Genomic DNA, 24,091 nt, shown 5'->3' with positions numbered 1-24,091 from the left:
TGCCAACTAACAACTAACAACTAACAACTAACAACCAACAACTAATGACTAATGACTAATGACTACTGACTACTAACAACTGGCTAATGACACTACCAACTATTAAGTTTTTGAAGCAGCCGACTTCGGAAGCTTGGATCGAACAGGCGATCGCCCATTTGGATACAATTTTGTTAGATCATTCTCACTGCGAGCGGAAAGCGGCGGGAGTAGCGTTAAATTTAATGTTTCGCTATCCAGCGCGGGAAAAGTTGGTGAGGATGCTAACAGCGATCGCCAGGGAAGAATTAGAGCATTTCGAGCAAGTCAACCAGCGGTTGGAACAGCGCGGTATCGCTTTGGGGCCTTTGGCTGCGCCTCCCTACGGTGCCGGTTTGTCCGCCCAAATTCGCAAACAGGAACCGGAGAGACTTTTGGATTCTTTGCTGGTTTCTGCTTTGATTGAAGCGCGGAGTCACGAACGGCTGGGGCTGTTGGGCGATCGTTGTCCCGATGCCGAATTAGCTAAGTTTTACCGCAGTTTAATGGCTTCGGAAGCGCGCCATTATGGGATATATTGGATTTTAGCAACAACTTATTTCGATCGCGCTTTGGTGATAGAACGGCTGGAGGAATTATCATTGTTAGAAAGTGATTTGCTGGCAACTCTTTATCCTGAACCGAGAATTCACAGTTAAAAATTGGGTGTATTTCTATACTGTAAAGCACAAATAATCAGTAGTTTTACGGTTGCTACAGCAAACCAATAAGTATAATTTTCAACAACCCATGAAAACCCAACATTTAGATTTTTTGATTCGTTCCTGGGAAACGCGCGATCGGGCGGATGCGTTCAATTTAATTAAAAATATTTTAGCAGAGTACGGTTTAAACTGTGAGCCTTGCGGGGCAGATCGAGATGTCTATGATGTCGAATTATTTTATCATAAAAATGGTGGAGAATTTTGGGTAGTAGAACGGCAAGAAGAAATCGTGGGTACGGCCGCTTATTATCCGATTGAACGCGGTAATAAGGCTGTAGAAATTCGCAAAATGTATATTTTGCCGACAGTAAGGCGAAAAGGTTTGGGAAAGTTTTTACTGCAAGAGTTAGAAAGTACAATAATGGCTCGCGGCTTTGATGAAATTTGGATCGAAACGGCTAGCGTTCTCAAGGAAGCTGTTAAGATGTACGAAAATAGCGGATATTTACCGACGACTGGTGTGGAAACGCCAAGGTGCGATCGGGTTTATGTAAAATGTTTAAGTTAAAAGCCAAGTCCAAAAAACCAAGTTCGTAGTGAGGACTTTAGTCCTTCTTTCCCCAAACCCAGTTTGTGGGAATTTTACGGGTTTTAATTTCTTTTTTGCCGCAGCGGAATCTCGATCGCAAATTCGGCACCTTCTCCCACTACAGAATTGCACGACAACTGACCGCCGTGTTTTTCTACGACAATAGAGTGCGAAATTGCCAATCCTAAGCCAGTGCCTTTGCCGACTGGTTTTGTGGTAAAAAATGGGTCAAACAAGCGCTGTTGCACGTCTTCGCTCATCCCTGGGCCGCTGTCTGTTATTCGCATCGCCACGCAGTTATTTTCCGTTACTTCGGTACGAATCGTAATTGTGAGATTTTTGCCCGTGCGAGCGAAATTATCATTTTCCATTTCCACAGCGTCGATCGCATTTGTCAACAAATTCATAAATACTTGATTTAACTGACCGGGATAACATTCCACTAAAGGCAAGTTACCGTATTCTTTGACAATATTAATAGGCGGGCGATCGGGTTTATTTTTCAGGCGGCTTTGCAAAATCAGCAGCGTACTTTCGATGCCTTCGTGAATGTCAACTTGTTTCATTTCAGCTTCGTCAAGTCTTGAGAAAGTCCGCAGGCTCAAAACAATGTCGCGGATGCGATCGGCTCCGAGTTTCATAGATGATATCATTTTCGGTAAATCTTCAATAAGATAATCAATTTCCAACTCTTCTCTTGCCTCTAAAATTGTGACAGGTGGCTGCGGGTATTCCTGCTCGTAAAGTTGCAGAATTTTTAGCAAGTTTTGAGTGTATTCACTGGTGTAGCTGAGATTACCGTAGATAAAATTAACCGGGTTGTTAATTTCGTGGGCGACACCTGCTACTAACTGTCCCAAACTCGACATTTTTTCACTTTGAATTAATTTAGTTTGGGTGCGTTGGAGTTGGTGCAAAGTTTGTTCTAGGTGTTGAGTTTGAGCTCTAGCTAATTCAGCCGCTGTACGGGTTTGGGTGTATAATTCTGCGTGGTCGATCGCGATCGCAATTTGAGCAGTTACCGCTTGCATCAGCTCGACTTCCGAATCGCTCCAATGGCGCGCTGACACAGCCTGATAGCAGCTAATCGTGCCTATATCGCCGGAAGCAGTATGAACCGGCAGCGACAGCACTGAGTTAATTTTAAATAACTGAAAAATTGCGCGCACTTCTACATCTTCAAACAAGCTAACATCATCAACTCGCATAATTTTTCTGCCCAAAATCTGCTGCACTGCGGCACTAGATTTGTCATCTACAGCATAAGTACCCAACAAACTCGGCAAATCGGCATTCTTCGCTTCGCAAACTATTTCCCAAACCGGAGGATTGCTGTTGGGGCGATACCAAATGAAGATGCACCAATCTAGCTGGATAAGATTGCGAATTTCTTGAACAGCGGTTGCTAAAATTGTGTCTAAATCCAAAGAATTTCGGATTTGGTTGGCAATTTGATTCAACAGTTGTTCTCGTTGAGCTTGCTGTCTCAGGGCTTGTTCCGATCGCACTAAAGTGTCTTCTGCAAGTTGGCGATCGGTTAAATCTTGGACGACCGCTTGGATATGTTTTTGATTTCCCACTTCGATGGCTGTCAGCACGACTTCTGCAAGAAACTCAGTACCGTCCGAGCGCTGGTGCAGCCAATCAAAACGGTGGTTTCCGCGCTCAAAGGCGATCGCCATCATTTCGCTCGCCAATGTCGAAGAATCTCTGCCATTGGGTTGAAAAGGCGGCGACAATTTACCCGGATGATTGCCAATAAACTGCTCTTTGCAAGTATATCCAAATAGTTTTAATGTGGCGTTATTGACATCGTAAATACTATTTTCATCGGACATAAAAACAGCTATAGTGGTTAATTCGTAGAGCGATCGAAATTTGGCTTCCGACTGCTGCAGTGCGGCTTCTGTTTGCTTGCGATCGGTAATGTCGGCAACCATTGCCAAAGCCCCGACATAGCGCCCTTCTTTGTCAGACAACGGATTAGTAGAAAGTATCGCCCACAAGTCGCTGCCGTCGCGGCGACGGAACTTAAAATCGTGCTGTTCTTTAATTCCTTGACGGCGGCGCTCCAGATTGAATTGCGCGATCGCGATGCCTTCTGCATCCATGAAAGCAAATAGCGACTTCCCGATCGTCTCCTCTACGGTGCAGCCGAGCATATCGGCCATTTTTTGGTTGACAAAAGTAGTTTTACCCTCCGCATCGATTATCCAAATTCCTTCATCGGCTGTCTCGACAATGCACCTGTATTTTTCCTCGCTTTCCTTGAGGGCTTCTTCTGCCAATTGGCGCTCAGTAATGTTTTGAGTCATCAACAATCCGCCGGTGATTTCTTGCCGTTGGTTTCTGACTGGCAAAGTGTAAGCGAGGTAGATGCGATCGCGGTAAGTAAATTCTGTTACAACTGTTTCTCCTGCCAGGGCTGCCCGATAATTTGGCTCGACAGCAGCGCAAAAATCCGGCTCGAATACTTCCCAGATTGTCTTGCCTTCCATCAATTCTTTGGAAAGCCCCACTGCTGTTAATTCTGTACCTTCTACCAGGGTGTAGCGCATTTCTGTGTCAAACAGCATCACCGCACCGTTAGGAATGTTGCTTGCCATCGTGCGGTATAGCTGTTCGCTTTTTTCCAGTGCTGCTTCTGCTTGTTTGCGATCGCTAATGTCAATCACGAGTGCACCGATGCCGATCGCCTCACCGTCTTTGTCGAACAGAGGAAAATAAGAGCCTGTCATGTGTCGCACAACCCCCGGCAGCATGGGATTTTCAGCGCTCATCTCGATATTAATTAAGGGAGTTTTCGTTCTCAATATTTCTTCGTACAAAGGCTCTACTATTGGAGCCATATGCGGCAATATTTCGCGTAGAGTCTTGCCGAGGTGTTCTACGGCAGTGAGGCAATTTATTTGTGCTAAAAATTGATTAATTTGCACGTAGCGCAGTTGCGAGTCAAAAATGCAAATTCCCGCCGGGGCTTCCTGCAAAAAGCTATCGAACAGTGCTTTTTTTTGTGCTAATTCTTGTTCTAAAACTTTGCGATAGCTGATATCTGTCAAATAGCCAACCATCCCAATAACTTCTTCCGTCTTGTCTTTCAGCAGCGAAAGTGACAGGTGCGATTCAAATTGTTCTCCAGACTTGCGACAGGTAATAATTTCTACTTCGTGAAAACCTTTTTTTTGTAGGGGTTTGATAACTTGCTCTAATAAAAATTCCTGCTGTTGGGGAGGGTAAATTATAGAAATATGCTTTCCGATTACCCAATCTTCTTGATATCCGTATAACCTTTCGGAGGCTTGATTCCAACTGGTAATATACCCGTCGATATTGGTGCAAATCACCGATTCTCGAATTTGGTCTAAAACCAGACTGTGGTGGTGCAGTTGCGATTTTGCCACTTTGAGTTCGGCGTTTTTTTGTTGGAGTAGTTCCTGAGTTTTTGCCAGTTCAGCAGTCTGCTTCGCGAGCAATTTTTCTAGATTTGAATTGCTGTGTTCTGTTGATTCCAGCGGCTCGCTATTGTCATTCTGAATATTAAAAATTTCTTCCGCACTCAACCAAATCGCGGACTCTCCTTCTGTTTCAATTGTCCGCTGGGAAACTCGCACGGGTACGAGATAGTTATTTTTATGTTTATATGCTGCAGCGCACGATCGCGTAGAGCTATTTTTAGTAAGATTTTCTCGATCTTTTTTTGTTTCAGCGCAATCTGTTTGCAGAATTTCCCAGTAGTTGAGCTTGATAGTTTCTGCAACTGTGCGCCCGATCGTACTTGCAAAAGCTGGATTTACGTCCAAAAAAGTCCCGTCCGCGCGGCACAATGCTAGCCCGATCGGACTTAGTTCTAATAAGTTGCGGTTGCTGCGATCGCTCCGGTCTTCTCCTAACTGGCTTTGCATCTGACTTAGCTAGACTTGGGTGATTCAATTGGGAGCATATGGGGCTTTGTAAAAAGCATTTTTTTATTGAGAGTGTTCCGCGCGTGCATTCATTGTAAAACTCGCGAGCCGGGACAGCACTCTAAATGTAAAACAGAGACGCTCCGATTCAATTATATCTTTATTATCTAGTTTATTGTAACTTTTATAACTCGGTAAGGAAGTTCGACCAAGAAAGCCGAACTTCCCTCTATGCGTTACATCAGTTAAATCTGCGATCGAATCCGTTGCGGAACTTCGTTCAATTAATCGCGGGCGATACCTTCGGCGCGGGCGGCCAACTGCACTGCATCGGCGACTGCTATCGCAACTCTTTCGTCAAAAACAGATGGTATAATATGTTCTTTGTCAAGTTGAGAAGAGCTGACTAAAGAGGCGATCGCGTAAGCTGCACCCAAATACATACTGGTCGTAATCGTGCTAGCTTTGCAGTCCAAAGCACCTCGAAATATCCCCGGAAATGCCAAAACATTGTTAATTTGATTTGGGTAGTCGCTGCGTCCGGTAGCAATAATCGCGGCATCTTCCATAATTAATTCTGGCTGAATTTCGGGAATGGGATTTGCCATTGCAAAAACAATCGGATTCTCGGCCATCGATTGCACCATCGATCGCGTCAGCACGCCGGGGGCGCTAACGCCTAAAAATACATCCGCACCGGCGATCGCATCTGCCAAAGTACCGCCCTTGGCCACAGCAAATTCTAGTTTTTCTGGGTTCATATCCGTGCGGTCTTTGGAGAGGACGCCTTTGGAGTCGCACATGATGATATTTTCGGCACCTGCTTGGCGCAGCAAGCGGGCGATCGCCACTCCGGCCGCACCGGCACCGTTAATCACGATACACACTTTGGCGAGGGATTTTTTCACGAATTTCAAGGCATTAATTAATGCTGCCAAACTGACAATTGCAGTGCCGTGCTGGTCGTCGTGAAAAATTGGAATATTTAAAGTTTCCCGCAATCTTGCTTCGATTTCAAAACAGCGCGGAGCAGAAATATCTTCGAGATTTACTCCGCCAAAAACCGGGGCAATGTTCTGCACAGTACGAATAATTTCTTCGGTATTTTGGGTGTTCAAACAGATAGGAAAGGCATCAATTCCGGCAAATTCTTTAAATAGCATGGCTTTGCCTTCCATGACCGGCAGGGCGGCTTCTGGCCCCAGGTTTCCCAGTCCTAAAACTGCGCTGCCGTCGGTAACAATGGCAACAGTATTTTGTTTGATTGTGAGGTTGTAAACTTGTTGCGGATCGTTGGCGATCGCAGTGCAGATGCGGCCGACTCCGGGGGTGTAAGCCATTGCCAAATCAGACTGGCGTTTGAGGGAAATTTTGCTTTCTACGGTGATTTTTCCGCCGCGGTGCAAGTGGAAAGTGCGATCGTACACGTCGATCACTTTGATGTCCGGTAGCGTTTTTACTGCTTGGACTATTTCTTCGCTGTGCTCGGTGCTCGAAGCATCGACGGTGATATCGCGCACCGCAGTGGCGCGGGTTTGCTCGATCGAGTCGATTTGTCCTAAGTTGCCGCCTGCAGAGGCGATCGCGTTGATGACGCTGGCGAGCATTCCCGGCTGGTTCGGCACAGCAACGCGAATCGTTAAACTAAAGCTGGGGTTCGGTGTCAGTTTTACCATGATGGCTTAATTTGAGATTTGAGAATTTCAATCTTAGATTTTATCGCCCATGTTAGACATAAAATTTAATAATTAAAATTTTCAACTTAAATTTTTAACAAATTCTCCGATCGCGGCAGAGCGATCGCACTATATATCGCCGTAGGGTGCGTCAGTTTCAAAGTGTTTTAACTGTGTCAAAAATTGGGACTGACGCACCCTACTAACTACTAACGATATATCGCCGTAGGGTGCGTCAGTTTCAAAGTGTTTGAATTGTGTCAAAAATGAAGACTGACGCACCCTACTAACTACTAGCGATATATCGCCGTAGGGTGCGTCAGTTTCAAAGTGTTTTAACTGGAGCGAAACTGCAGGCTGACACACCCTACTAACTCTCAACTGTCTTTTGAAGCGAGACACCCGGAAATTTTATGCGGCGTTTTAGCGGCTTTGATGGTGGAGCTAAAAAGTAGATGCACGGCTGTTTGAGCCTGCAGGTAAAATCAGAGCGACTGACAAGCGAGCCTTTTATATATTAATTTTCCCGACTTGTTTAACACTCTTTTATAGCGAGTGAAATGTTGATTTCGATCGAATTACCTGCACGATTTGCCCTCTAGATTCCAGCAACTGAACTAACAAGCAATCTATGCGATGCCTGCACGCTGCACAGCTTGGGCAGATCGCAGCGATTTGCTGGTTGCTAACTGTCAATTTTAGCGATCGGTCTCCGCATCCGCACAAATAACAGTAAAGAATTTGCAAGCAATACAATCGGGAGGAACTTTTTCGGAGTTTGGGAGTTCGACAGGTTGCTCGTCTTCGCTGTCGGTGGGAAAGATGCACAGGCCAACTTGTCTGACTCCAGCCATGAGTTCGACAACTCGATCTAAAATGCTGTCGATTCTTTGAATTAGTTCGTCTGCTACATCCAGACTCGGCGCGATGATGAAAAAGGTTTTGACTCCTTCGGGACAAGCGGCGAAGCCGAGGGTGCAATCTTCTAATAGTGCTTGAGTTGAAAGACTCAGAGGCTCATCGAAGCGATCGATTACTGCTCGATCGAAGGCTTGTGTCAGAGAACGATCGCCAAAAACAGGTTGAGATAACATAACTACTTCCTTTCGTAGGATTTTTGGGAGCATTGAAAAAATTTTAACATACCTTAATGTAAGCGATTTAACAAAATTATTTAGCGATCGCGATCGTTGACTATATGTGATCTTGACAGGTTTGTTTGGCGATCGCCATTGTGATAATCTGTAGTCTAAGATACGAAACGCTGTGATTGAGGTCAGGATAGAAAATATTATCGAGGGGGAAATCCCCCCAGCAGTAAAGCTAAAAGTTGCGATCGACCTCAACCCCTAGCGTTTAAAATAAATATCCAATCAAAATATTAAAGATGAACTCGATCGCCCAACAGTTAAAAACCAGATTTGAAAAAGCCTTCACCTCCGCATTCGGCGAGAGTTATGCGGGTACAGATCCGATGCTAGCCCCTGCGGGAAATCCCAAGTTTGGGGACTTTCAGTGCAATGCAGCTATGAGTTTGGGCAAAAAGTTAGGCAAGCCCCCACGGGCGATCGCCTCTGCTATTATTGAAAATCTAGACATCGCCGACATCTGCGAAACCCCAGAAATCGCCGGGCCCGGTTTTATCAATTTGAAGCTGAAACCGGCTTATTTGGAAGCGCAAATAAGTGAGATCGCCGCCGACACCCGTTTGGGGATTGAACCGGTGAAAACGCCTCAGAGAGTGGCGATCGACTTTTCCAGTCCGAATATAGCCAAAGAAATGCACGTCGGACATTTGCGATCGACAATCATCGGAGATGCGATCGCCCGCATCCTCGAATTTCAAGGCCACGACGTACTCAGAATCAACCACATCGGCGACTGGGGCACCCAATTCGGGATGCTGATCGCCTATTTGCGCGAAGTTCACCCGGAAGCATTAACAACCGCTGACGCTCTAGATTTAGGCGATTTAGTGGCATTTTATCGCCAAGCAAAACAGCGCTTCGACGCAGACGAAACCTTCAAAGAAACCGCCCGCCAAGAAGTAGTAAAACTGCAAGCAGGCGCAGAAGACACCCGCCGCGCCTGGAAACTGCTGTGCGATCAATCCCGCCGCGAATTCCAAGTAATATACGACTTACTAGACATCAAACTAACCGAACGCGGCGAATCCTTTTACAATCCATTATTACCCGCAGTAATCGCAGACTTAAACAAGTTAGGTTTGCTAGTAGAAAGCGACGGCGCAAAATGCGTTTTTGTAGACGGTTTCTCCAATAAAGAAGGCGAACCGCTGCCGCTAATTGTCCAGAAAACCGACGGCGGCTACAACTATGCAACAACAGATTTAGCAGCCATCCGCTACCGCATCCAAAACGACAGTGCAAAGCGCATCATTTACGTCACAGATTCAGGACAAGCCAACCATTTCGCCCAAGTATTTGCCGTAGCCAGAAAAGCCGGTTGGATTCCCGAAGATGTCGAAATTGTCCACGTTCCCTTCGGTTTAGTCTTGGGAGAAGAAGGCAAAAGATTAAAAACCCGTTCAGGAGAAGCTGTGCGCTTGCAGGATTTGCTCGATGAGGCGATCGTCCGCACCCGCCAAGATTTAGAAGACAGATTAAAAGCCGAGGAAAGACACGAAACAGAAGAATTTATTGCCAGCGTCTCTCAAACAGTTGGTTTAAGTGCCGTCAAGTATGCCGATTTAAGTCAAAATCGCGCCAGCAACTATGTATTTAGTTACGACAAAATGCTTGCATTGCAAGGAAATACCGCACCTTATATGCTGTATGCTTACGTGCGCGTCCAGGGCATTCGCCGCAAAGGAGAGATTGATTTTGACAACTTAGATGCTGGTGCAAAAGTAATTTTGCAGTCAGATGCCGAGTTAGTATTGGCAAAGCATTTATTACAGTTCAATGAAGTTATAAATGCTGTGGGCGGCGACTTGTTACCGAATCGAATTTGTCAGTATTTGTTTGAATTAAGTCAAAAGTTCAATCAATTTTTTGAGCAATGTCCGGTTTTGAAAGCCGAGGAACCGCTGCGGACTTCGCGGGTAATTTTGTGCGATTTGACGGCGAGGACTTTGAAATTGGGGTTAGGATTGTTGGGGATTCAGGTATTGGAGAGGATGTAAATTTTTAACCGCCGATCGAGAAAGAGCGATCGCCTTTTTGAAGATATGACTAGATTCAATATTGACTGATTCATACTAAAAAAAGCGTTCGTAATCATCGTGTTTCCCAATCCAAAACCATGTCACTGTATCTCCTTGTAAAATCCCTACTGCTCGATAGCTCCGCGTTATTCTCACAGACCAGATATTGTCTTCTTGGTTGATAGACTTGAAGTACAAATATCGATGAAAGGGATTTTCCAGCCAGAAACTATAAGCTTTTCTAGCTTGCTCTTTTACTCTAATGTCAAGAGAATTGTAGTTTTCCCAAAAAGAAGGAAGGGTAGCAGATTTCATAACTCATTCAGTTTCATTTCCTGTGCCTTTCCTTCAGCAATTTCTTGTTTTGCGCGTTGGGCAGCAGCCACAAGTTGCGGTTGCGTTTTCTGGAAAGATTCGTCCCATCGAAGCTCATCTTTTAAGTCTTCGATATACTCTTTCAAGTATTCTGCTACTCGCTGCTGTAAAGTTTCTGGCAGAGACTCCATCATCTCGCCGATCGCTGCATCAATACCTTCCCACAGTTCAGAAAGCGGTACAGTCTCTCCTGTCATTGCTTCGTGCCATCCTTGACGAAAACAGTCTTCGGCTGACTTCAGCGGTTCCTCATCAGCAAGAACAATAACGCGAACTCGGCGACCCGAAAATTCTGAAGCATAAGTAAGAACTTCTTCCCAAGTTCCCTCTAGTTCTAACATTTGTGATGTCATTTTTTTTTATTTTGATTCTTAACCGTCAGGACGGACGATCGCTATCCTCTTCATCTTCTATTTCTTCAGGAATAGTGGCATCATTCAACTGGCTAATAATTTGTAGAATTTGCTCTACTGAAATATCCACTTGTTCTGATTTTGCATAAATACTCATCAAAAAGATTGCTGTAGGCATCAGAACGTAATATATTAGTCGATACCCAGCACTTTTGCCCTTTTTGATATCGCTGTTTTTGACACGCACCTTAAAGACAATATCATTAATTCCCGGTATTCGATTTCCCGGCAATTCTCCAGCTTGAAGTTGTTCGACAATCGGCTGAACGTCAGAGCGAATGTGGCGGTACTTTTTGGAAAGTATGCGTAAATTGCGCTTAAATTCATCGGCAAAGTACACATTAATTGAAGGAGATTTACTCTGCATCAATTCCATCCCACAGTTCTGATACAGGTCTAGTTTTTCCTGTCTTTATTTCTAGCCATGCTTGTCGAAAACTTTCTTCTGGAGATGGGAGTGCTTCTTCATCTTCGTTAGCAAGAACGATGATGCGGACTCTGCGTCCAGCAAAGTTTGCTGCTTGCGCTAGAATTTCTTCCCACGTCCCTTCTAGTTCTAACAATTTTGTTGTCATTGGTTTTGCTTTTTTTAAGAGTTGGATTTAGTAAATTGTAGCGCATTCCTCAAATGGAGCATTTACGGCTTTTTGTTAAAAATCAAGCTCTCCAGAAGACCTTTAAACATTGTTACCACAATTTGGCGATCGTTATCTCTCACAAAAATATCGTAATTGGGACTTGAGTTAATTTCAATTAACCAATATGCTCCGTTTTTATCTAGCGCTATGTCAAACCCAGCATAATTAATCGCCATTTCATCAAAAACAGGTTTAACAAAATCTTCAATCTCCGACTTGAGAGCGGGATTAATTATATGTTTGGCTTTTGCACCTTCCCAGTGCAGCGGGCTTAAATTCCCCGCAAATTCAGCCTGAGATTTGTCTTTCTCGTACAGCAAAACTAGCTTTTCTTTGCAGAAGACAGCCCGATATTCGCGGGCAATTTCGATATATTCTTGAGCGAGCGCCACATAGTCATAATCTTTGCTGTTGACGTTAAATATAATTTCTAGGGCTGCTTTAATTTGCTCTATAGTTTTACACAAAAAAACATTGTTGCCACCAGCACCGCGATTTCTTTTGAGAATCACCGGGAAAGCAAATTTTTTGTTTACTTCTAAAACAATTGATTCAATATCTGGGAAAGTTAAATATTTTTTATACTTCTCCTCGCAGTGAGGCGAGACAAAACCGAGAGTTTTGGGAGTATTTATCTTGCCGTTTAAGATTTGATAGGTATATTCTTTGTCTTTAAAAATCTCTGCTGCTGACGCGCTGTTAAATGGCGTCATGTAATTGACAAAATAATATTCTTCGCCGCCGTGTTTGATTCTAATCAAGTTTTGGGTAGGATGCAGGATTTCGCAAGGGATATTTAATTCCTCACAAGCTGCCAGCAGGATTTCAATATTCGTTAGCATAATTTGAACAGGATAAATTTTTAGGACTTACGCGCCCTGACCTCAGAAACCCGGTTTCTTAAAACTCGTAGAAACCCGGTTTCTAGCCACCATGGGTAAGCCTTGATTTTTTTCATTCATACTGTACCACAGGAGGAAGCAATGAGACTAAAAGGGCGATCGCTCTTTGCAGAACAACCCTATACCCCTCATGCTGCTACTGCTTCATCCGAGGCAGTCTCCTCTGGCAAAACATAAAAATCTACATCAATTGCCGCATTCAATTGATGTACTTTTTCAACAATATATTTATCAAAATGAATCGCTGGGATGCTGCCACTTCTGTAATAAATGACGCAAGAAATCTCGACTTTACAATGCTTACACAACTCTACCAAAGATAGCCATCCCGGTTGAAGTTGTTCCATCACAGATTTAATGTGAGATTCTAAGTCGTCCGACTTGCTAAGTTGAGAATCTACTCTCCAGCCATTGTACTTTTTGCGGATAGTAGCCTTTGAGTGAATTAAATCGCCAATTTTCCAAGTTTTACTTGGTTTTATGCCGACTTTTTCTGTTACCTCTTCTGGAGATAAGTCAGTTCCAATTAAGGCAAAATAAGCGTAAATCTCTGATTCCATCCTCAAACTCCTGTTTAATATGATTAGAAATCATTAATGTTTATATCTGTTGGTTCGCCCGGACTCATACCGCCTTTAGGTTTGACATATATGTTTCCATCTCTGTCTTTGTAAAGGTCTTTTTTAGAGGCATTTTCTTCATTTTTGATTTCGTGTATGTCAATTTCTCCTGTTTTCAATCTCTCAATCTCCTGCTTGGTAAGCAGCTTGTCTTGTCTCCAGTTTCGCTCTTCTGCACTATTCCCTGATATTATTTCCGCTATTCCTTACACCAAAAAAAGCTGAGGTTTGAACATTTCTCTCAAACCTCAAATTGAATCAAATTTTATCCAAACAACCGCTGCTGCCCGTTTGCCGCATCTTTCCCGGCATAAATCTCGCGCGTTCCCTTGGGAATGTAAATCCAATCGAATTCTTGCAAGCGGTTTGTCAAGTTGGAAATACTGACTCCCAATTCATCTCTCATTTTATATAAGTGCGACCATTTTGTTAAATCGCGTCCCTGTCTTTTATCTTCCAAAACAACTCGGGGCATTAACAAACAGCTTGCAAAATATTGGGCTTGCCATTCGATCGACGCAATTTTGGTATTCGCGATCGCACCCCGACAGACAAACGGTTCTTCGACATCAGACGCTGTTTTTCCTCGATCGCCCAAATTGAGTTCCAACTGTTCCACAGTGCCGTCTGCTTCGTCTTGATTGACGTGCAGCACCCAGTGGCCGATTTCGTGGGCGATCGTCGATTCGATGAACCCCGGCGGTTTTTCGAGAATCAATTCGTTGATTTCGATTAACCGCTGCTGGGGTAAAATCCTGGCGGCGATCGCACCTTCTTCATCCGGCTCAATGTAGTCCCAAACTACGCCCAAATCCAGAAAATCAGCAACCGTCGTCGCTTCAAAAGGCCATTTCGGAGCAAACTTTTGCGTTTTCTGCATCTGCATCAGGATGTCATTTGCCAAACGCTCGATCGATTCTTTGGGATAGAAGCAATACGGTTTAAAAATACTCACTATCAGGGGCCTCTCTTACGCTTCAAAAGATTGTTTGAGCCAATCTGGATTTTCTTGCATCCGGCGGAAAAGAGCCTGCATTTCCTTCGGATTTTGCTTCAGCAGCGCTTCGTACTGCTGCGGCAGCCTACCCGCCAAAAAAATCAATTCCTCTTCGTTAATATCGAGATTCCGCGCCAATGCTCGAATTACGTCCTCTTTTGGCGCGTAATCGGCGCGATCGTTCTCCAACTTCGACAAATAAGTAAAATCCACACTTAGCATAGCAGCAAGCTCACGTTGTGAGTAAGCCTTATCCTTGCGAGCTTGACGGATCAGTCTTCCAAATGTTTGTTCCACGGTTTTTCGCCTCCTGACAAGCATTCTAGCCTGTTTTGATGAAAACTTCAACAAAATACTTGACGGGAAAATCAACATACGTTACTATAAATTTAGTTGACGCTTTAGTCAACTTTTCGACCGCACTGCTGTGGCAAAAAGTGGAAATCATCTAAAAAACACGCTATATATAGCGCTGCAAACTTGAGAGGAGCGATCGCCACCCGGCATCTAAACCCTTGTACGCAGCCAATAAGGAGGAACAGATAGCAAATGCTGAGAACCTGGACAGACACGCATTACAAGCTCGAAGACGATGATTGGCTATACATCGCCACCCACGAAGAACAAAGCTCAGCCTCACTGGTTTGTCCGGGCTACGCGCGGGATGGCGAAGGCTTTAGCATCCACTTCACCCCAGCGCACCTAGAAACCTTAGAGCATTTGCTCACCGCCCTGCGGATTATCAAAGCTCAACAAGAGGCGATGCTGGAGTATACCTATCCCGAACCAAAAGCCACAACACATCTTATTCGGTAATCGGAAGGGGAGATGGGGAGATGGGGAGATGGGGAGAGGGGGAGAATTAGCCAATTACCAATTCCCAATTACCAATTCCCAATTGTCTGTAAATCAATAAAGAACTAAGGAAAAACAACAATGACTACTACAAAAGAAAGACCTACATTTTCAGTATTTGGAGCCAAACCAAGCAACGCTTTGCTAGTACCAGAAATCCCGATCGCAGTACGTAACAATTGCCAAAGCGGCCAATGGGCGATCGGCGATACCGATTACGGTTCCAAGTGTTCGATTACCATCCTTAAATTTGCCAAATTTTTCGGTTCCCTCGGTCAAACTTCCCACACACTTTGGGGTCAACTTTGGTTCGTCGCAGAAACAGGCGAACTCCCCCAAGGAGTTGTCATGGTGACATACATCAAAAACCGCAGCTTGAACGATTTTAACCGTTTAGTCGCATCAGTTCAATCACGCGGCGTAGAGCCGGCAACCGGAATCTTTGTTCCCGAATTCGTCAAACATTCCGGTCAAAAACCAGACGACAGCGGAGTAGTAAAACCAATCAATTACTACAGTTTAAAATGGTCGTGGATGGAGCGAAAAGACTGGGCAGTTATCGATCAAGCAGCAGCAGTTTTGTCCGATCCGAGCAATCAATCGCGGATGATTGACTTAGAAGGAACCAGGGCTATGATCTGTTTAGATAACCTACCAGCAGCACAAGTTGCGTCCTTGATGGCCGCTCACACTAGCGGTGAAAACGATGCTATTGCTTTGAATTCTAACGGCGGTATGTCGCTACCGTCAGCGGAAGATAGAGCAACTGCTGACTTGTTCTAATTTTGTGGAAAAGGCGCGATTAAATCGCGCTTTTTCCGTAACTGTGACAGCGAAGAGTAAAATGAAAAAAGTCACTAAAATTAAAACCAAACCAAACCTGCAAGAAAGCCGTTTGAGAGAGAATTTTGAGATGCTCGATCGCATTCGGGATGATACAGTCAACGACATCGAAAGTCTTACCGAAGACTTCCAGCACATGACTGTAGTTGCCGAATCTATCCGGCGGAATTACCGAGCTTTGCTATCGGAAAATCAACTGCTAAAAAACACGCTTTTAAGTATAGTTGAGGAGTGCGAATGCTGGCAAAGCAATCGGTGCGATCGCTGTCAAAAAATTCTCAAATCTCTAGACAGCAATCATCCCGACTTTCCACCGAATGCAGCCAAAGAATACCGAGCTATTCTCAGCCAACTGCGGAACTTAGAATAGCTAAAAACGTCTCACAAGCCAACCCTGCAAAAATTTGAATCAGGAGCAACAAACCTTATGACACTAGCAACAGCCAAAGATAGCAAAACCAAGATTTTGCAAAATTTTCAGCAGATTTTAGCAGACAAAAAAAAGATTGAATCTAAAGTCGAAACTAAGGAACAGTCAGCGGAAAAAGCCAAAAGCAAACAACTCCTAGAAGTTGCTTCTACCTACACAATCGATAGCATTGTTAAAGGCTTGGCAGACTTGCAATTAGATTTCGGCAGCATCACCAGCGGACTTTCGGAAAAACTGAAGGCGGAATCTGCGAAATTAGATGAATTAAAACGGGCGATCGAAATTGAAGCCGAACAATTGCAAGAGTTGCAGCAAGTTAGAGTTGTAGCAGACGCTCTCCACATTTTAACTCAAGAGCACCGGGAAAAACTGACGCTCCTCGAACAAAACGCCGCCAATCAGCGCGAAGTATTGGAAAAAGATACAACCCAAAAGCGCAAGATTTGGGAAAAAGAACAGCAAGAATTTGATGCAGCATTTCAAGAACAAACTGCACTCACAACTAAACAGCGCCAGCAGGAAACAGCCGATTATCAATACGAATTGCAACGCGACCGCAAAATTGAAACCGACGAATACGAAGAAACGAAGCGCAAACTAGAACGGGAATTGCAAGAATCTACCCGCGAAAAAGACAAAAACTGGGCGGAAAGAGAAAAAGTCCTCAGCGACAATCAAGCGGAGTTTGAAGAGAATCAAAGGAAAGCCGCTGGATTTGAAGAAGAACTCAAACAGGCTTATATGAAAGCCAAAGAAGAAGCTATTCAAGAAGTTTCCCGCGAAGCTAAAGTCAAGGCAGATTTAGCGGACAAGGAATGGGAAGGAAGCAAGCAGGGATATGAGTTGAAAGTGCAATCTTTACAGCAGACAATTGCGCGGCAAACTGAACAAATTGCTGAGATTTCCGCGCAACTGCAAGCTACGATGAAGCAAGCGCAAGATTTGGCAATGAAAGCTTTTGCGAGCAAATCTTAAAGATTACTCGGCGGTTGAAACCGATCCTACACAAACGAAGTCCGCGCAACGCGAGACTAAGAATTAGAATTGAAACGAGACCAAATTTGCCCAACTATTAAGAGATGGAAAGTTGTGAACAAAAAAGTTAGCGACAAAAGCACCAAGGCTGAAATCTTAGAAGCGTACAAGGAAGCCGCAGAAGCAAAGGCTGCTTTGGAATCGCAACTGAAGCATATCAATAATAACCAACCAGCAAATGCTTCCCCAAAGCAAGCAGCAGTTTCTGAAAAACTTATTGTGGAGGCACAAAAATCAATGGTTTTAACTCAAACTCAACAAAAAATGCAGTCCACAATCGACAATCTGATTTTGCTGCAATTTGGCTTTGGTGGCGCTGTCAGCGAGTTGTCTGAAAAGTTAACTTCCGAAGCTACTAAATTGGAAGAATTGCGGCGCGTTGTGGGGGAAGAAGTTCAACAACTGCAAGAGTTGCACAGTTTAGAAGATGTTGCGGAAGATACGCTGGATAATTTAATTCAGCAGTACGAAGAAAGTGCGAAAACTTTTACTGACGAACTCAGCGAACGACGCGAAACTGTTGAACAGGAGTTTTTGGAACTGCGGCTGGCTTGGGAAAAAGAGCAGGAATTGCAAAAGTTGACTGTTACAGAACGTAATGATAATCAGCAAAAAGATCGCAGCCGGGATGAGGAGTTGTATGATTACGATCTGAATCTTCAGCGAAATCTGGATATCGAAGAATACGAACAGCGCCAGCAAAGGCTTTATCAAGAAATTGAAGAGTTTCGCCAGGAACAGGAGAAACAGTGGGCGGAACGCGAAAAATCTATTTCGGAACGGGAAAAACTGTCTGCGGATGTTAAGGCTAAGGTGGAAGCTTTCCCGAAGGAACTGGAAGCTAATATCAAGAATGGGAAGGATACTGGTCGCAATATTGGCAATTATCAAGCTAAGGTTAAGGCGGATTTGTTGGCTAAAGATATTGAAGGACAAAAGCAAAATTATGAACTGCAAATTCAAGGGATGTTGCAGACTATTCAAAATCAAGATGCGCGGCTTGCTAGTTTGTCACAGCAACTTGATTCTGCTTTGAAACAGGTTCAAGATTTGGCTGTGAAGGCGATTGAGGGTTCGTCGAATTTGAGTTCTTTCCAAGCTGTGAGGGAAATTGCGATCGAACAAGCGAAGACTCAGCAGAAAAATAAGTAGATACAGCGCTTTTAGGAGTTAATTAGGTTGCTTTAGATACCCGATTTCTTGAAGAAGTCGGGTATCTGGGTGGGGTGAAGTAAATGGCGTTTATGCCTAAGTCTTGGAGATAATCTAATTGTTACATGACACCCCATAAGTCGCCGCCTTTTTAGCCTTGAAGGGTGGGAATTTCGTGCCATTGTTCCCAAAGAAAGTTTTGCAGTAGCCGTCTGCGGGGTTGTTTACTTCTGGCGAAGCGATCGGGGAATTTTTGATAAAATATAGCGTTCTTAACCCTAACCCAGTCTGGTGTTTGAATTTGCATATTAGTCTTGCTGACCTTCTATAGGCTAAGGCTACAATTATCAGGGCTGCTTTTGAATCTAACTTTTGGTATAACCCCTACCTGTTAAGTAATATTACTTTAAATAAAGTTTTATTGATATTCCCTGATTTTTTCAGGTTTTTGCTCAAGATTAAGTATATGCGTAGTGTGTTGTAGCATTCGGGAAGTTAAATCAATGGTTACTCTTCGCCTTCAAGAATTAGCTGAAGCAAAGGCTTTATCTTTACTGAGTCATATTTCAAATATTCCAGAAGAAAATATTCCAGTATTATCTAGAGAAAACTTAGGAAAACTTGCTTCTGCATTAGGAAACTCAGGAGGCGACGAATTTTTTGAAATATCAATTTCCCAAAAGGCTCGAGAACAAGCTTTATCTTTACTAAGTCAGGCAGCGGGCATTGATGAAACTGTTATTCAAAAATATGCCAAAGAGCAGATTGAAATAACAAAGGCTACTGCTACAGATTTGACAAAGATTGCCGAAGTTTTAAAAGTTTCTACTGTCGAATTAGTTAATCCTGTTTTGAAAATAGAAGCCGTAAAGCTCAAAATTAGTGAATTGATTCAGGCAAATAATACATCTTTAGAAGACTTAAGTGCTAAGACTCAAATAGACTTACCAACTCTTTGTTTTTACAGCACGCAACCTATAGGGAAGCAAAAACTAAATGACTCTCCAATACGCGACAATCTTGGAAAAATTAGTGAAGCGTTGGGTCTCTCTAGCATAGAAAATTTACTGGATGCAGATGTAGAATTGCCCCCGACAAGACTTCGCATTCTAGAGGTAGCCAAAGAAATAAATCTAAGTTTAGAAGAATTAAGTTTAATTTCAGGTATAAACCCCCATCTCCTAGATTTGTTAGCCAACCATCCTGTAGATATAACAGCTCTAAAAATTTTAGATCCTATATCTTGGAACACAGAAGGAATACTTTGCAGATTAGTTTGTATAGTTTTAAATCGGACTAACAATTGTTTTTGTGAATAATTAAAATCTATAAAAAAAATGAAATCTCATGAAAAAGATATTAGAAGTTGTGAATATCGAGGTCAAAGTTTAAATAATAAAAATTTTTCAAATGCCTGTTCAGGACAAAAACCTTTAGAAAAAATAAAAATCGTTAGTTTGGGTATCCTCGGATGTTGTCTATCGAGTATTGTACCTTTTCTTTCAGGTGGCTTGTTAGAAATTGTCTGGACGACAACAAAAGCAGATTATTCAGTAGACTTAATTAAAAGTGTATCCATTACCTTATATCTAACCAATTTAGTTTGTATTGGACTTTTAGGCTGGCAAGTTGCTACAGCGATCGCGAGCGTAGTATTGATGTTTATAGGAGCTATTATTTACATTACTTTTGAAATAAATAGTTCCAATTTAGGAATAGGAGGCGTTGCTGTTGCTCAAGGCTTTAGCATGGCTTTAGCTTGGGGAGGGGCAATTAGTATAGCATTTTTTATGAGTTTAAATGATTTATGTCTGGGAGCTGTCGGGAAATCATTAACACTTTTAGGAGCTGTAATTTCAACTGAAAGTATAATTTTATTAGGTTTAAAGTTTGTGAATAATCCAAAAGCTGAATCTGGTTTTATTCATAGCATTGCAGCCCTCGTAGTCATCCTTACAGCCAGTATTATCGCTCAACAAGTAGTGAAAGGTTCGCCCAAATTTGCTTGGCTTGCAGATGAAGCGCTTTTATGGGCGGCAAAAGGTGGAACGTCTTTTTATGGAGTCGATTTAACAGAGGCTTGCTTTGATGGCGCACATTTACCCCATACAGATTTTAGAAAAGCAAATTTAACTCGTACAAGTTTTAAAGGTGCAACCGGATTAGAACTGGCTCTTTTAAAAGATACGATATTAGAATCACCTAAAATCAGAGATTTATTGACAAGTCACGAAGGTGAAGGGGAAATTTATAGCGGATTATCTTTAAAAGGAGCAAACTTGAAAGGAGCCGATCTCCAAAATTCAAACTTTATGGAAGCTGATTTATCGGGTGCAGATTTGAGAGGGGCGAATTTAGAAAGAGCTATACTTACAGGATCTAATTTAAACAATGCTAATTTAAAAGAAGCTAAATTAAACGGCGCGAAATTAGTAAAAATACAAGCATTAGGGGCAACTTTTTCAGAGGCTTCTTTAACAGGTTCTTGTATTCAAGATTGGAGTATTAATCAAACTACTGACTTTGATGATGTCAGATGTAAGTATATTTTCCTGAAATTAAGTCAGCATCAAGGTGTAGAACGGCAACCCACTGATAGAGAATTTCAACCCGGAGAATTTGAGAAATGGATAAAAAAATCCAATCAAGTGTTTGATTTAATTTTTAGGCAGAAATTAGAGTTAAGTGCTTTTTTGATTGCTTTAGCTCAAACTGCTAACGAACATGAGGGTGTTGATACTTCTCATTTTATTATAGAAAAAAATGGGAATAGTATCTTAGCTAAATTAGGCGTTTTTCAAGGGGCTGATACCTCAGTTATTCCCCAGAGCTTTATAAATTATTATAAAGATGCGGTGGTTATTCAGGGTGAAGAACATAATATTGTAATGAATTCAAATGCAGAGGTAAAAATCGTGGAAAAGAAAAAAGAAACCCATGTAGGCGGCGATCTCATTGGTGGAGATAAGGGAAATAAGACTACAGTTGGTAATATCACTGCTGGCGATGTCACGGGTTCAGCACTGGTAGGCGATCTCAGCGGTCAAGTTTCCGTAACAATTCAACAGCTAAAAAATGTAAAAGCTGTCGATAGCGATGAGTTAGCAAGTATTCTCACGGCTTTACAAGAAGCAATTCCTGGTGACTCTGCTCTTTCTGAAACACAACAGAGAAGTGCATTAAAAGCAGTGGAAACAATAGCAAAAGAAGGCAAAAAGCCACCTAAAGAACGCGATAGTGACATTTGTTCGATGGCTTTGGATGCTCTGACAGGTGTTACCGCTACTGTAACAAATGTTAGCAAACTAGCAGAACTTGTTGAGAAATATCTACCGACTCTTACTCAACTACTAAAAATTAGTTTGTGATTAGCTATACTAAAATCAGCATCCCCAACCCATCAACAGTTATGGTACAACAACTACCCGCCGAAACTGTATCCGAAATCATCTACCCCGATCGCGACGGAGAACCAACAGCAGACAATATCAAACAATTCCGATGGATTGTCACTATTAGCGATCGCCCAACTTGAACAAGAACGACATCGTTATCAAGCTTTGCTACAACAAATACAGCAGCAAACCATAGACCCCGACCCTAGTAATTAACAAAACGAATCCAACTAAATCAATATCCCTTAGTCCAGTTTCCCAACTGTCTACTCCCACCAAGTCTTTCGAGAGCCTCAAACCCTATTTAGAGCATTATAGTTTTTAGTAAAAAGCCCGATCGCCCTGTGCACTTCTAGAAACTGTCCTTTGTTCTCCTGACTGCTTCATTCACGCTCATTATTGTATAAGTTAATCAACCAAAAAATATATTTGGGGCTTAAAGATTATGTCACAACAAATCATACGTCAAAAAGATACTAATGCTTGGATTCTGCAGTGCTGGGTTTCTTTTATTGTTGCCATTTCTGCAACTACTGTTGGTGTGATTTATTTACAGGTAGATCCTTGGCAAAAAGCTTTTATGGGTATGGGTTTAACTTTTTCGGTTGGCTCCTCTTTTACTTTAGCAAAAACCATTCGCGATAACAACGAGTCAACAAGATTGACTGCGAGAATCGACGAAGCGAGAGTTGAGAAAATTCTCGCGGAACATCATCCTCTCAAATGAATTTTAATTATACAATATATACGACAAACAGCCCGGGCGGGCTGTTTTTGTTGAGCTTGAGGTTAAAACCTGCGGATTTCAATGGCTACCTTTGAACTGACGATCGCCCTTATTTTTTTGGCGCTGGCGAATGCCGGCCTGAACCGTAGCCATATCTACGGGAAAACCAACGACAGGAATCACCTGATCCTTGCGTTCTTCTTCCAGATTCTTGAGTTCGGTGTAGTCAACCCAGTGAATGCAATTTACCGGACAAGTGTCGATCGCCTCAGCAATCAACTCTTCAGAATCCCCGTCTTGTCGAACTACGCGCGATCGCCCGTAATCCGGCTCAATGTAGAAAGTATTGCGAGCAACATGAGCGCAGTGCTTACAGCCAATACAGGTAATCTCATCAACATAGACACCTTTTTGGCGAAACACACCGCCTAATTCCGGTTCCAAACCAGAGCGATCGGGCGCATCCCGCAAAAATCCGCCCAACTCCGGCTCCAAACCAGTGCGATCGCTTGCTGTATCTATTCCGAGTCCAGAAAGCTCAGACATTTAGATCCCTCAGAATAATCAATAAGTCCAGGCGGACTCGAATCTTTCCCCGATCGCCAGCAACGACTTGCATTCCTGGCTGCGAACAATCTGTAAATTTTTAAGCACACCAGCGCTGAACCACCAAGCGGATCGAACCGTCTTGATTTTGCTTTTGCTCAGAAACTTGGAAACCCTGCTTAGCGCTTTCATTAACCACAGTATGGTAAGCATAGCGCTGAGTCACCTTATTCAGAAAACGGTCTACAGACCAAGCTTGCTGCCAAAATTGCAAATCGGCCACCAATTCATACTCAGTCCCGTTCCAGCTAAAACCTAAGTCATAGCCGTTTTCTTGCTCGATTACAACCTCAGCGGTGCTGGTGAGGCCGCGATAGCCGCGCACCTCAGTCGGGCCCGACTTCCAGTCGATACCCAAATCAGTTAAAGCAGCTTCCAAAGAATTCAAATTGCGGATCTGGGTCTTAATTTGGCTAAAGTGTGACATGGTGATTCCAAAAAAAATTTAAGTGAACTCAACAAAAAAGATTACCAATCGCTAAAAGCCACTTGGGCCGTCGCTTCGGCTGACTGATTGAGCGCAAGCGCGAAATATTCAGATGTTGACTCTTGATGAAGCACCACGCCAAGCTGGGCTTCTATAGCAGCAGTTACCTCAGCGCAGGAAGCACCGACAATGCCGGTGACTGTTTCCTGTACGCGGCCATCTGGATAAATCACAAATTCTAGTGTTTCCATAATCCGGGCTGACTGAATAGGAACGATGAAATCAGACACCGACGCCAGCAAGCTTGGTACGATGCCTCCTGAAGTCGCTTCTTGAGAGTTGGCTGACTCGCCACTATATCAATTTTGACTAATTGATAGGTTTTGAGTCACAACTTAACAGAACTTATTAATAGGTGGGATCAATACGTCAGTGTTATGTAAAGTTTCGCGTACATCGTGACATCAGTCAAGTCGATTTGAGATTTGAGATTTGAGATTTGAGATTTGAGAAAGAGGAGGAAGTTCGGCAACGGATTGTATAGCGGACGTAACGGATGTAATTGATGTATGTAATGGGTGGATGTTGAGGTTCGAGGGTAGAAGAAAGATTTTGCCCAATCTCCCAATCTCCCACTCTCCCAATCTCCCCCTCTCCCAA

General features: G+C 43.2%; 28 protein-coding genes and 1 pseudogene. 12 read left to right on the top strand and 17 right to left on the bottom strand.

Features of this window, described 5'->3' with window-relative positions; genetic code table 11:
• Nucleotides 1-86 precede the first annotated feature (86 nt).
• Together QUA01_RS01140 and QUA01_RS01135 are read left to right on the top strand one after the other, a co-directional pair.
• Entirely contained in the window at nucleotides 87-677 is a 591-nt protein-coding gene (locus tag QUA01_RS01140; RefSeq protein WP_333088732.1) for a tRNA-(ms[2]io[6]A)-hydroxylase, read from the top strand.
• A 91-nt stretch (nucleotides 678-768) separates the two neighbouring features.
• Entirely contained in the window at nucleotides 769-1,251 is a 483-nt protein-coding gene (locus QUA01_RS01135; RefSeq protein WP_333088730.1) for a GNAT family N-acetyltransferase, read from the top strand.
• Nucleotides 1,252-1,334: 83 nt separating this feature from the next.
• Here QUA01_RS01135 and QUA01_RS01130 read toward each other — a convergent pair whose 3' ends face one another.
• From QUA01_RS01130 to QUA01_RS01115, 4 genes are all read right to left on the bottom strand, one after another.
• Nucleotides 1,335-5,174 (bottom strand): PAS domain S-box protein, encoded by a 3,840-nt coding sequence (locus tag QUA01_RS01130; RefSeq protein ID WP_333088728.1) that lies wholly within the window; start codon nucleotides 5,172-5,174, stop codon nucleotides 1,335-1,337.
• Between the two features lie 284 nt (nucleotides 5,175-5,458).
• Nucleotides 5,459-6,850 carry a malic enzyme-like NAD(P)-binding protein gene (locus tag QUA01_RS01125; protein WP_333088727.1) on the bottom strand — a complete coding sequence of 464 codons (1,392 nt, stop codon included), beginning with the start codon at nucleotides 6,848-6,850 and terminating at the stop codon, nucleotides 5,459-5,461.
• A 129-nt stretch (nucleotides 6,851-6,979) separates the two neighbouring features.
• Nucleotides 6,980-7,252 (bottom strand): hypothetical protein, encoded by a 273-nt coding sequence (locus QUA01_RS01120; protein ID WP_333088725.1) that lies wholly within the window; start codon nucleotides 7,250-7,252, stop codon nucleotides 6,980-6,982.
• A 296-nt stretch (nucleotides 7,253-7,548) separates the two neighbouring features.
• A complete protein-coding gene (locus tag QUA01_RS01115; protein ID WP_333088723.1) occupies nucleotides 7,549-7,944 on the bottom strand; it encodes a hypothetical protein in 396 nt (131 codons plus the stop codon).
• Nucleotides 7,945-8,237: 293 nt separating this feature from the next.
• Between QUA01_RS01115 and argS the strand changes: the two genes are divergently transcribed.
• Nucleotides 8,238-9,995 (top strand): arginine--tRNA ligase, encoded by a 1,758-nt coding sequence (argS, locus tag QUA01_RS01110; RefSeq protein WP_333088721.1) that lies wholly within the window; start codon nucleotides 8,238-8,240, stop codon nucleotides 9,993-9,995.
• Nucleotides 9,996-10,070: 75 nt separating this feature from the next.
• Here argS and QUA01_RS01105 read toward each other — a convergent pair whose 3' ends face one another.
• From QUA01_RS01105 to QUA01_RS01065, 9 genes are all read right to left on the bottom strand, one after another.
• Nucleotides 10,071-10,331, bottom strand: a complete 261-nt coding sequence (locus QUA01_RS01105) for a ParE family toxin-like protein (protein ID WP_333088720.1) — start codon at nucleotides 10,329-10,331, stop codon at nucleotides 10,071-10,073.
• The gene (locus QUA01_RS01100; RefSeq protein WP_333088718.1) at nucleotides 10,328-10,744 is read right to left on the bottom strand and encodes a hypothetical protein; all 417 of its coding nucleotides are present in this window, start codon (nucleotides 10,742-10,744) and stop codon (nucleotides 10,328-10,330) included. The genes QUA01_RS01105 and QUA01_RS01100 overlap by 4 nt, the downstream gene beginning before the upstream one ends.
• Before the next feature lie 25 nt (nucleotides 10,745-10,769).
• Nucleotides 10,770-11,171 carry a type II toxin-antitoxin system RelE/ParE family toxin gene (locus QUA01_RS01095; RefSeq protein WP_333088717.1) on the bottom strand — a complete coding sequence of 134 codons (402 nt, stop codon included), beginning with the start codon at nucleotides 11,169-11,171 and terminating at the stop codon, nucleotides 10,770-10,772.
• On the bottom strand, nucleotides 11,161-11,379 hold the full coding sequence (locus QUA01_RS01090) for a hypothetical protein (protein ID WP_333088716.1): 219 nt from the start codon (nucleotides 11,377-11,379) through the stop codon (nucleotides 11,161-11,163). Before QUA01_RS01090 ends, QUA01_RS01095 begins: the two co-directional genes overlap by 11 nt.
• A gap of 62 nt (nucleotides 11,380-11,441) precedes the next feature.
• Nucleotides 11,442-12,284: an ATP-grasp domain-containing protein gene (locus QUA01_RS01085; protein WP_333088713.1), complete on the bottom strand. Its 843-nt coding sequence runs from the start codon at nucleotides 12,282-12,284 to the stop codon at nucleotides 11,442-11,444.
• A gap of 188 nt (nucleotides 12,285-12,472) precedes the next feature.
• Nucleotides 12,473-12,904, bottom strand: a complete 432-nt coding sequence (locus QUA01_RS01080) for a DUF4279 domain-containing protein (RefSeq protein ID WP_106147661.1) — start codon at nucleotides 12,902-12,904, stop codon at nucleotides 12,473-12,475.
• A 23-nt stretch (nucleotides 12,905-12,927) separates the two neighbouring features.
• Nucleotides 12,928-13,110 carry a polymorphic toxin type 33 domain-containing protein gene (locus tag QUA01_RS01075; RefSeq protein ID WP_333088835.1) on the bottom strand — a complete coding sequence of 61 codons (183 nt, stop codon included), beginning with the start codon at nucleotides 13,108-13,110 and terminating at the stop codon, nucleotides 12,928-12,930.
• A gap of 119 nt (nucleotides 13,111-13,229) precedes the next feature.
• Nucleotides 13,230-13,919 (bottom strand): ImmA/IrrE family metallo-endopeptidase, encoded by a 690-nt coding sequence (locus QUA01_RS01070; RefSeq protein WP_333088710.1) that lies wholly within the window; start codon nucleotides 13,917-13,919, stop codon nucleotides 13,230-13,232.
• 15 nt (nucleotides 13,920-13,934) lie between these two features.
• Nucleotides 13,935-14,258 carry a helix-turn-helix domain-containing protein gene (locus tag QUA01_RS01065; protein WP_172189318.1) on the bottom strand — a complete coding sequence of 108 codons (324 nt, stop codon included), beginning with the start codon at nucleotides 14,256-14,258 and terminating at the stop codon, nucleotides 13,935-13,937.
• Nucleotides 14,259-14,510: 252 nt separating this feature from the next.
• Here QUA01_RS01065 and QUA01_RS01060 point away from each other — a divergent pair, with 252 nt between their 5' ends.
• The 5 genes from QUA01_RS01060 (at nucleotide 14,511) to QUA01_RS01040 (ending at nucleotide 18,276) form a co-directional block, all read left to right on the top strand.
• Nucleotides 14,511-14,777: a hypothetical protein gene (locus tag QUA01_RS01060; protein ID WP_332966511.1), complete on the top strand. Its 267-nt coding sequence runs from the start codon at nucleotides 14,511-14,513 to the stop codon at nucleotides 14,775-14,777.
• Between the two features lie 120 nt (nucleotides 14,778-14,897).
• Nucleotides 14,898-15,599, top strand: a complete 702-nt coding sequence (locus tag QUA01_RS01055; protein ID WP_333088707.1) for a hypothetical protein — start codon at nucleotides 14,898-14,900, stop codon at nucleotides 15,597-15,599.
• A 61-nt stretch (nucleotides 15,600-15,660) separates the two neighbouring features.
• Nucleotides 15,661-16,029, top strand: a complete 369-nt coding sequence (locus QUA01_RS01050; RefSeq protein WP_333088705.1) for a hypothetical protein — start codon at nucleotides 15,661-15,663, stop codon at nucleotides 16,027-16,029.
• 57 nt (nucleotides 16,030-16,086) lie between these two features.
• Nucleotides 16,087-17,064 carry a hypothetical protein gene (locus QUA01_RS01045; protein WP_333088704.1) on the top strand — a complete coding sequence of 326 codons (978 nt, stop codon included), beginning with the start codon at nucleotides 16,087-16,089 and terminating at the stop codon, nucleotides 17,062-17,064.
• 114 nt (nucleotides 17,065-17,178) lie between these two features.
• The gene (locus tag QUA01_RS01040; protein ID WP_333088703.1) at nucleotides 17,179-18,276 is read left to right on the top strand and encodes a hypothetical protein; all 1,098 of its coding nucleotides are present in this window, start codon (nucleotides 17,179-17,181) and stop codon (nucleotides 18,274-18,276) included.
• A gap of 124 nt (nucleotides 18,277-18,400) precedes the next feature.
• Here the strand turns inward: QUA01_RS01040 and QUA01_RS01035 are convergent.
• Nucleotides 18,401-18,583, bottom strand: a pseudogene (locus QUA01_RS01035) (alpha-amylase); the annotation flags it as partial.
• A 196-nt stretch (nucleotides 18,584-18,779) separates the two neighbouring features.
• Here QUA01_RS01035 and QUA01_RS01030 point away from each other — a divergent pair.
• The 4 genes from QUA01_RS01030 (at nucleotide 18,780) to QUA01_RS01015 (ending at nucleotide 22,398) form a co-directional block, all read left to right on the top strand.
• Complete coding sequence (locus tag QUA01_RS01030) at nucleotides 18,780-19,595, top strand: hypothetical protein (RefSeq protein WP_333088701.1); 816 nt, start codon at nucleotides 18,780-18,782, stop codon at nucleotides 19,593-19,595.
• An 18-nt stretch (nucleotides 19,596-19,613) separates the two neighbouring features.
• Nucleotides 19,614-21,644, top strand: a complete 2,031-nt coding sequence (locus tag QUA01_RS01025; RefSeq protein WP_333088699.1) for a pentapeptide repeat-containing protein — start codon at nucleotides 19,614-19,616, stop codon at nucleotides 21,642-21,644.
• Nucleotides 21,641-21,811, top strand: a complete 171-nt coding sequence (locus QUA01_RS01020) for a hypothetical protein (protein WP_442921520.1) — start codon at nucleotides 21,641-21,643, stop codon at nucleotides 21,809-21,811. Before QUA01_RS01025 ends, QUA01_RS01020 begins: the two co-directional genes overlap by 4 nt.
• Nucleotides 21,812-22,116: 305 nt before the next feature.
• Entirely contained in the window at nucleotides 22,117-22,398 is a 282-nt protein-coding gene (locus QUA01_RS01015) for a YiaA/YiaB family inner membrane protein (RefSeq protein ID WP_333088697.1), read from the top strand.
• Between the two features lie 78 nt (nucleotides 22,399-22,476).
• Here the strand turns inward: QUA01_RS01015 and QUA01_RS01010 are convergent, their stop codons facing one another.
• The 3 genes from QUA01_RS01010 to QUA01_RS01000 form a co-directional block, all read right to left on the bottom strand.
• Nucleotides 22,477-22,944, bottom strand: coding sequence for a ferredoxin (locus QUA01_RS01010; RefSeq protein WP_333088695.1), 468 nt, complete (start codon nucleotides 22,942-22,944; stop codon nucleotides 22,477-22,479).
• 100 nt (nucleotides 22,945-23,044) lie between these two features.
• Nucleotides 23,045-23,431 (bottom strand): DUF1257 domain-containing protein, encoded by a 387-nt coding sequence (locus QUA01_RS01005; protein WP_193974477.1) that lies wholly within the window; start codon nucleotides 23,429-23,431, stop codon nucleotides 23,045-23,047.
• A gap of 41 nt (nucleotides 23,432-23,472) precedes the next feature.
• On the bottom strand, nucleotides 23,473-23,682 hold the full coding sequence (locus QUA01_RS01000; RefSeq protein ID WP_332966526.1) for a DUF2997 domain-containing protein: 210 nt from the start codon (nucleotides 23,680-23,682) through the stop codon (nucleotides 23,473-23,475).
• Nucleotides 23,683-24,091: the final 409 nt, after the last annotated feature.

The sequence above is a fragment of the Microcoleus sp. S36a_B3 genome (assembly GCF_036700745.1).
Classification (GTDB): domain Bacteria; phylum Cyanobacteriota; class Cyanobacteriia; order Cyanobacteriales; family Microcoleaceae; genus Microcoleus.
This window is presented reverse-complemented; position numbering and strand designations above follow the sequence as displayed.

What these genes read in the sequence shown, in the direction of transcription:
- QUA01_RS01140 (WP_333088732.1), top strand. Translation starts at nt 87, where the DNA reads ATGACACTACCAACTATTAAGTTTTTGAAGCAGCCGACTTCGGAAGCT.
- QUA01_RS01135 (WP_333088730.1), top strand. Translation starts at nt 769, where the DNA reads ATGAAAACCCAACATTTAGATTTTTTGATTCGTTCCTGGGAAACGCGC.
- QUA01_RS01130 (WP_333088728.1), bottom strand. Translation starts at nt 5,174, where the DNA reads ATGCAAAGCCAGTTAGGAGAAGACCGGAGCGATCGCAGCAACCGCAAC.
- QUA01_RS01125 (WP_333088727.1), bottom strand. Translation starts at nt 6,850, where the DNA reads ATGGTAAAACTGACACCGAACCCCAGCTTTAGTTTAACGATTCGCGTT.
- QUA01_RS01115 (WP_333088723.1), bottom strand. Translation starts at nt 7,944, where the DNA reads ATGTTATCTCAACCTGTTTTTGGCGATCGTTCTCTGACACAAGCCTTC.
- argS (WP_333088721.1), top strand. Translation starts at nt 8,238, where the DNA reads ATGAACTCGATCGCCCAACAGTTAAAAACCAGATTTGAAAAAGCCTTC.
- QUA01_RS01105 (WP_333088720.1), bottom strand. Translation starts at nt 10,331, where the DNA reads ATGAAATCTGCTACCCTTCCTTCTTTTTGGGAAAACTACAATTCTCTT.
- QUA01_RS01100 (WP_333088718.1), bottom strand. Translation starts at nt 10,744, where the DNA reads ATGACATCACAAATGTTAGAACTAGAGGGAACTTGGGAAGAAGTTCTT.
- QUA01_RS01095 (WP_333088717.1), bottom strand. Translation starts at nt 11,171, where the DNA reads ATGCAGAGTAAATCTCCTTCAATTAATGTGTACTTTGCCGATGAATTT.
- QUA01_RS01090 (WP_333088716.1), bottom strand. Translation starts at nt 11,379, where the DNA reads ATGACAACAAAATTGTTAGAACTAGAAGGGACGTGGGAAGAAATTCTA.
- QUA01_RS01085 (WP_333088713.1), bottom strand. Translation starts at nt 12,284, where the DNA reads ATGCTAACGAATATTGAAATCCTGCTGGCAGCTTGTGAGGAATTAAAT.
- QUA01_RS01080 (WP_106147661.1), bottom strand. Translation starts at nt 12,904, where the DNA reads ATGGAATCAGAGATTTACGCTTATTTTGCCTTAATTGGAACTGACTTA.
- QUA01_RS01060 (WP_332966511.1), top strand. Translation starts at nt 14,511, where the DNA reads ATGCTGAGAACCTGGACAGACACGCATTACAAGCTCGAAGACGATGAT.
- QUA01_RS01055 (WP_333088707.1), top strand. Translation starts at nt 14,898, where the DNA reads ATGACTACTACAAAAGAAAGACCTACATTTTCAGTATTTGGAGCCAAA.
- QUA01_RS01050 (WP_333088705.1), top strand. Translation starts at nt 15,661, where the DNA reads ATGAAAAAAGTCACTAAAATTAAAACCAAACCAAACCTGCAAGAAAGC.
- QUA01_RS01045 (WP_333088704.1), top strand. Translation starts at nt 16,087, where the DNA reads ATGACACTAGCAACAGCCAAAGATAGCAAAACCAAGATTTTGCAAAAT.
- QUA01_RS01030 (WP_333088701.1), top strand. Translation starts at nt 18,780, where the DNA reads ATGGTTACTCTTCGCCTTCAAGAATTAGCTGAAGCAAAGGCTTTATCT.
- QUA01_RS01025 (WP_333088699.1), top strand. Translation starts at nt 19,614, where the DNA reads ATGAAATCTCATGAAAAAGATATTAGAAGTTGTGAATATCGAGGTCAA.
- QUA01_RS01015 (WP_333088697.1), top strand. Translation starts at nt 22,117, where the DNA reads ATGTCACAACAAATCATACGTCAAAAAGATACTAATGCTTGGATTCTG.
- QUA01_RS01010 (WP_333088695.1), bottom strand. Translation starts at nt 22,944, where the DNA reads ATGTCTGAGCTTTCTGGACTCGGAATAGATACAGCAAGCGATCGCACT.
- QUA01_RS01005 (WP_193974477.1), bottom strand. Translation starts at nt 23,431, where the DNA reads ATGTCACACTTTAGCCAAATTAAGACCCAGATCCGCAATTTGAATTCT.
- QUA01_RS01000 (WP_332966526.1), bottom strand. Translation starts at nt 23,682, where the DNA reads ATGGAAACACTAGAATTTGTGATTTATCCAGATGGCCGCGTACAGGAA.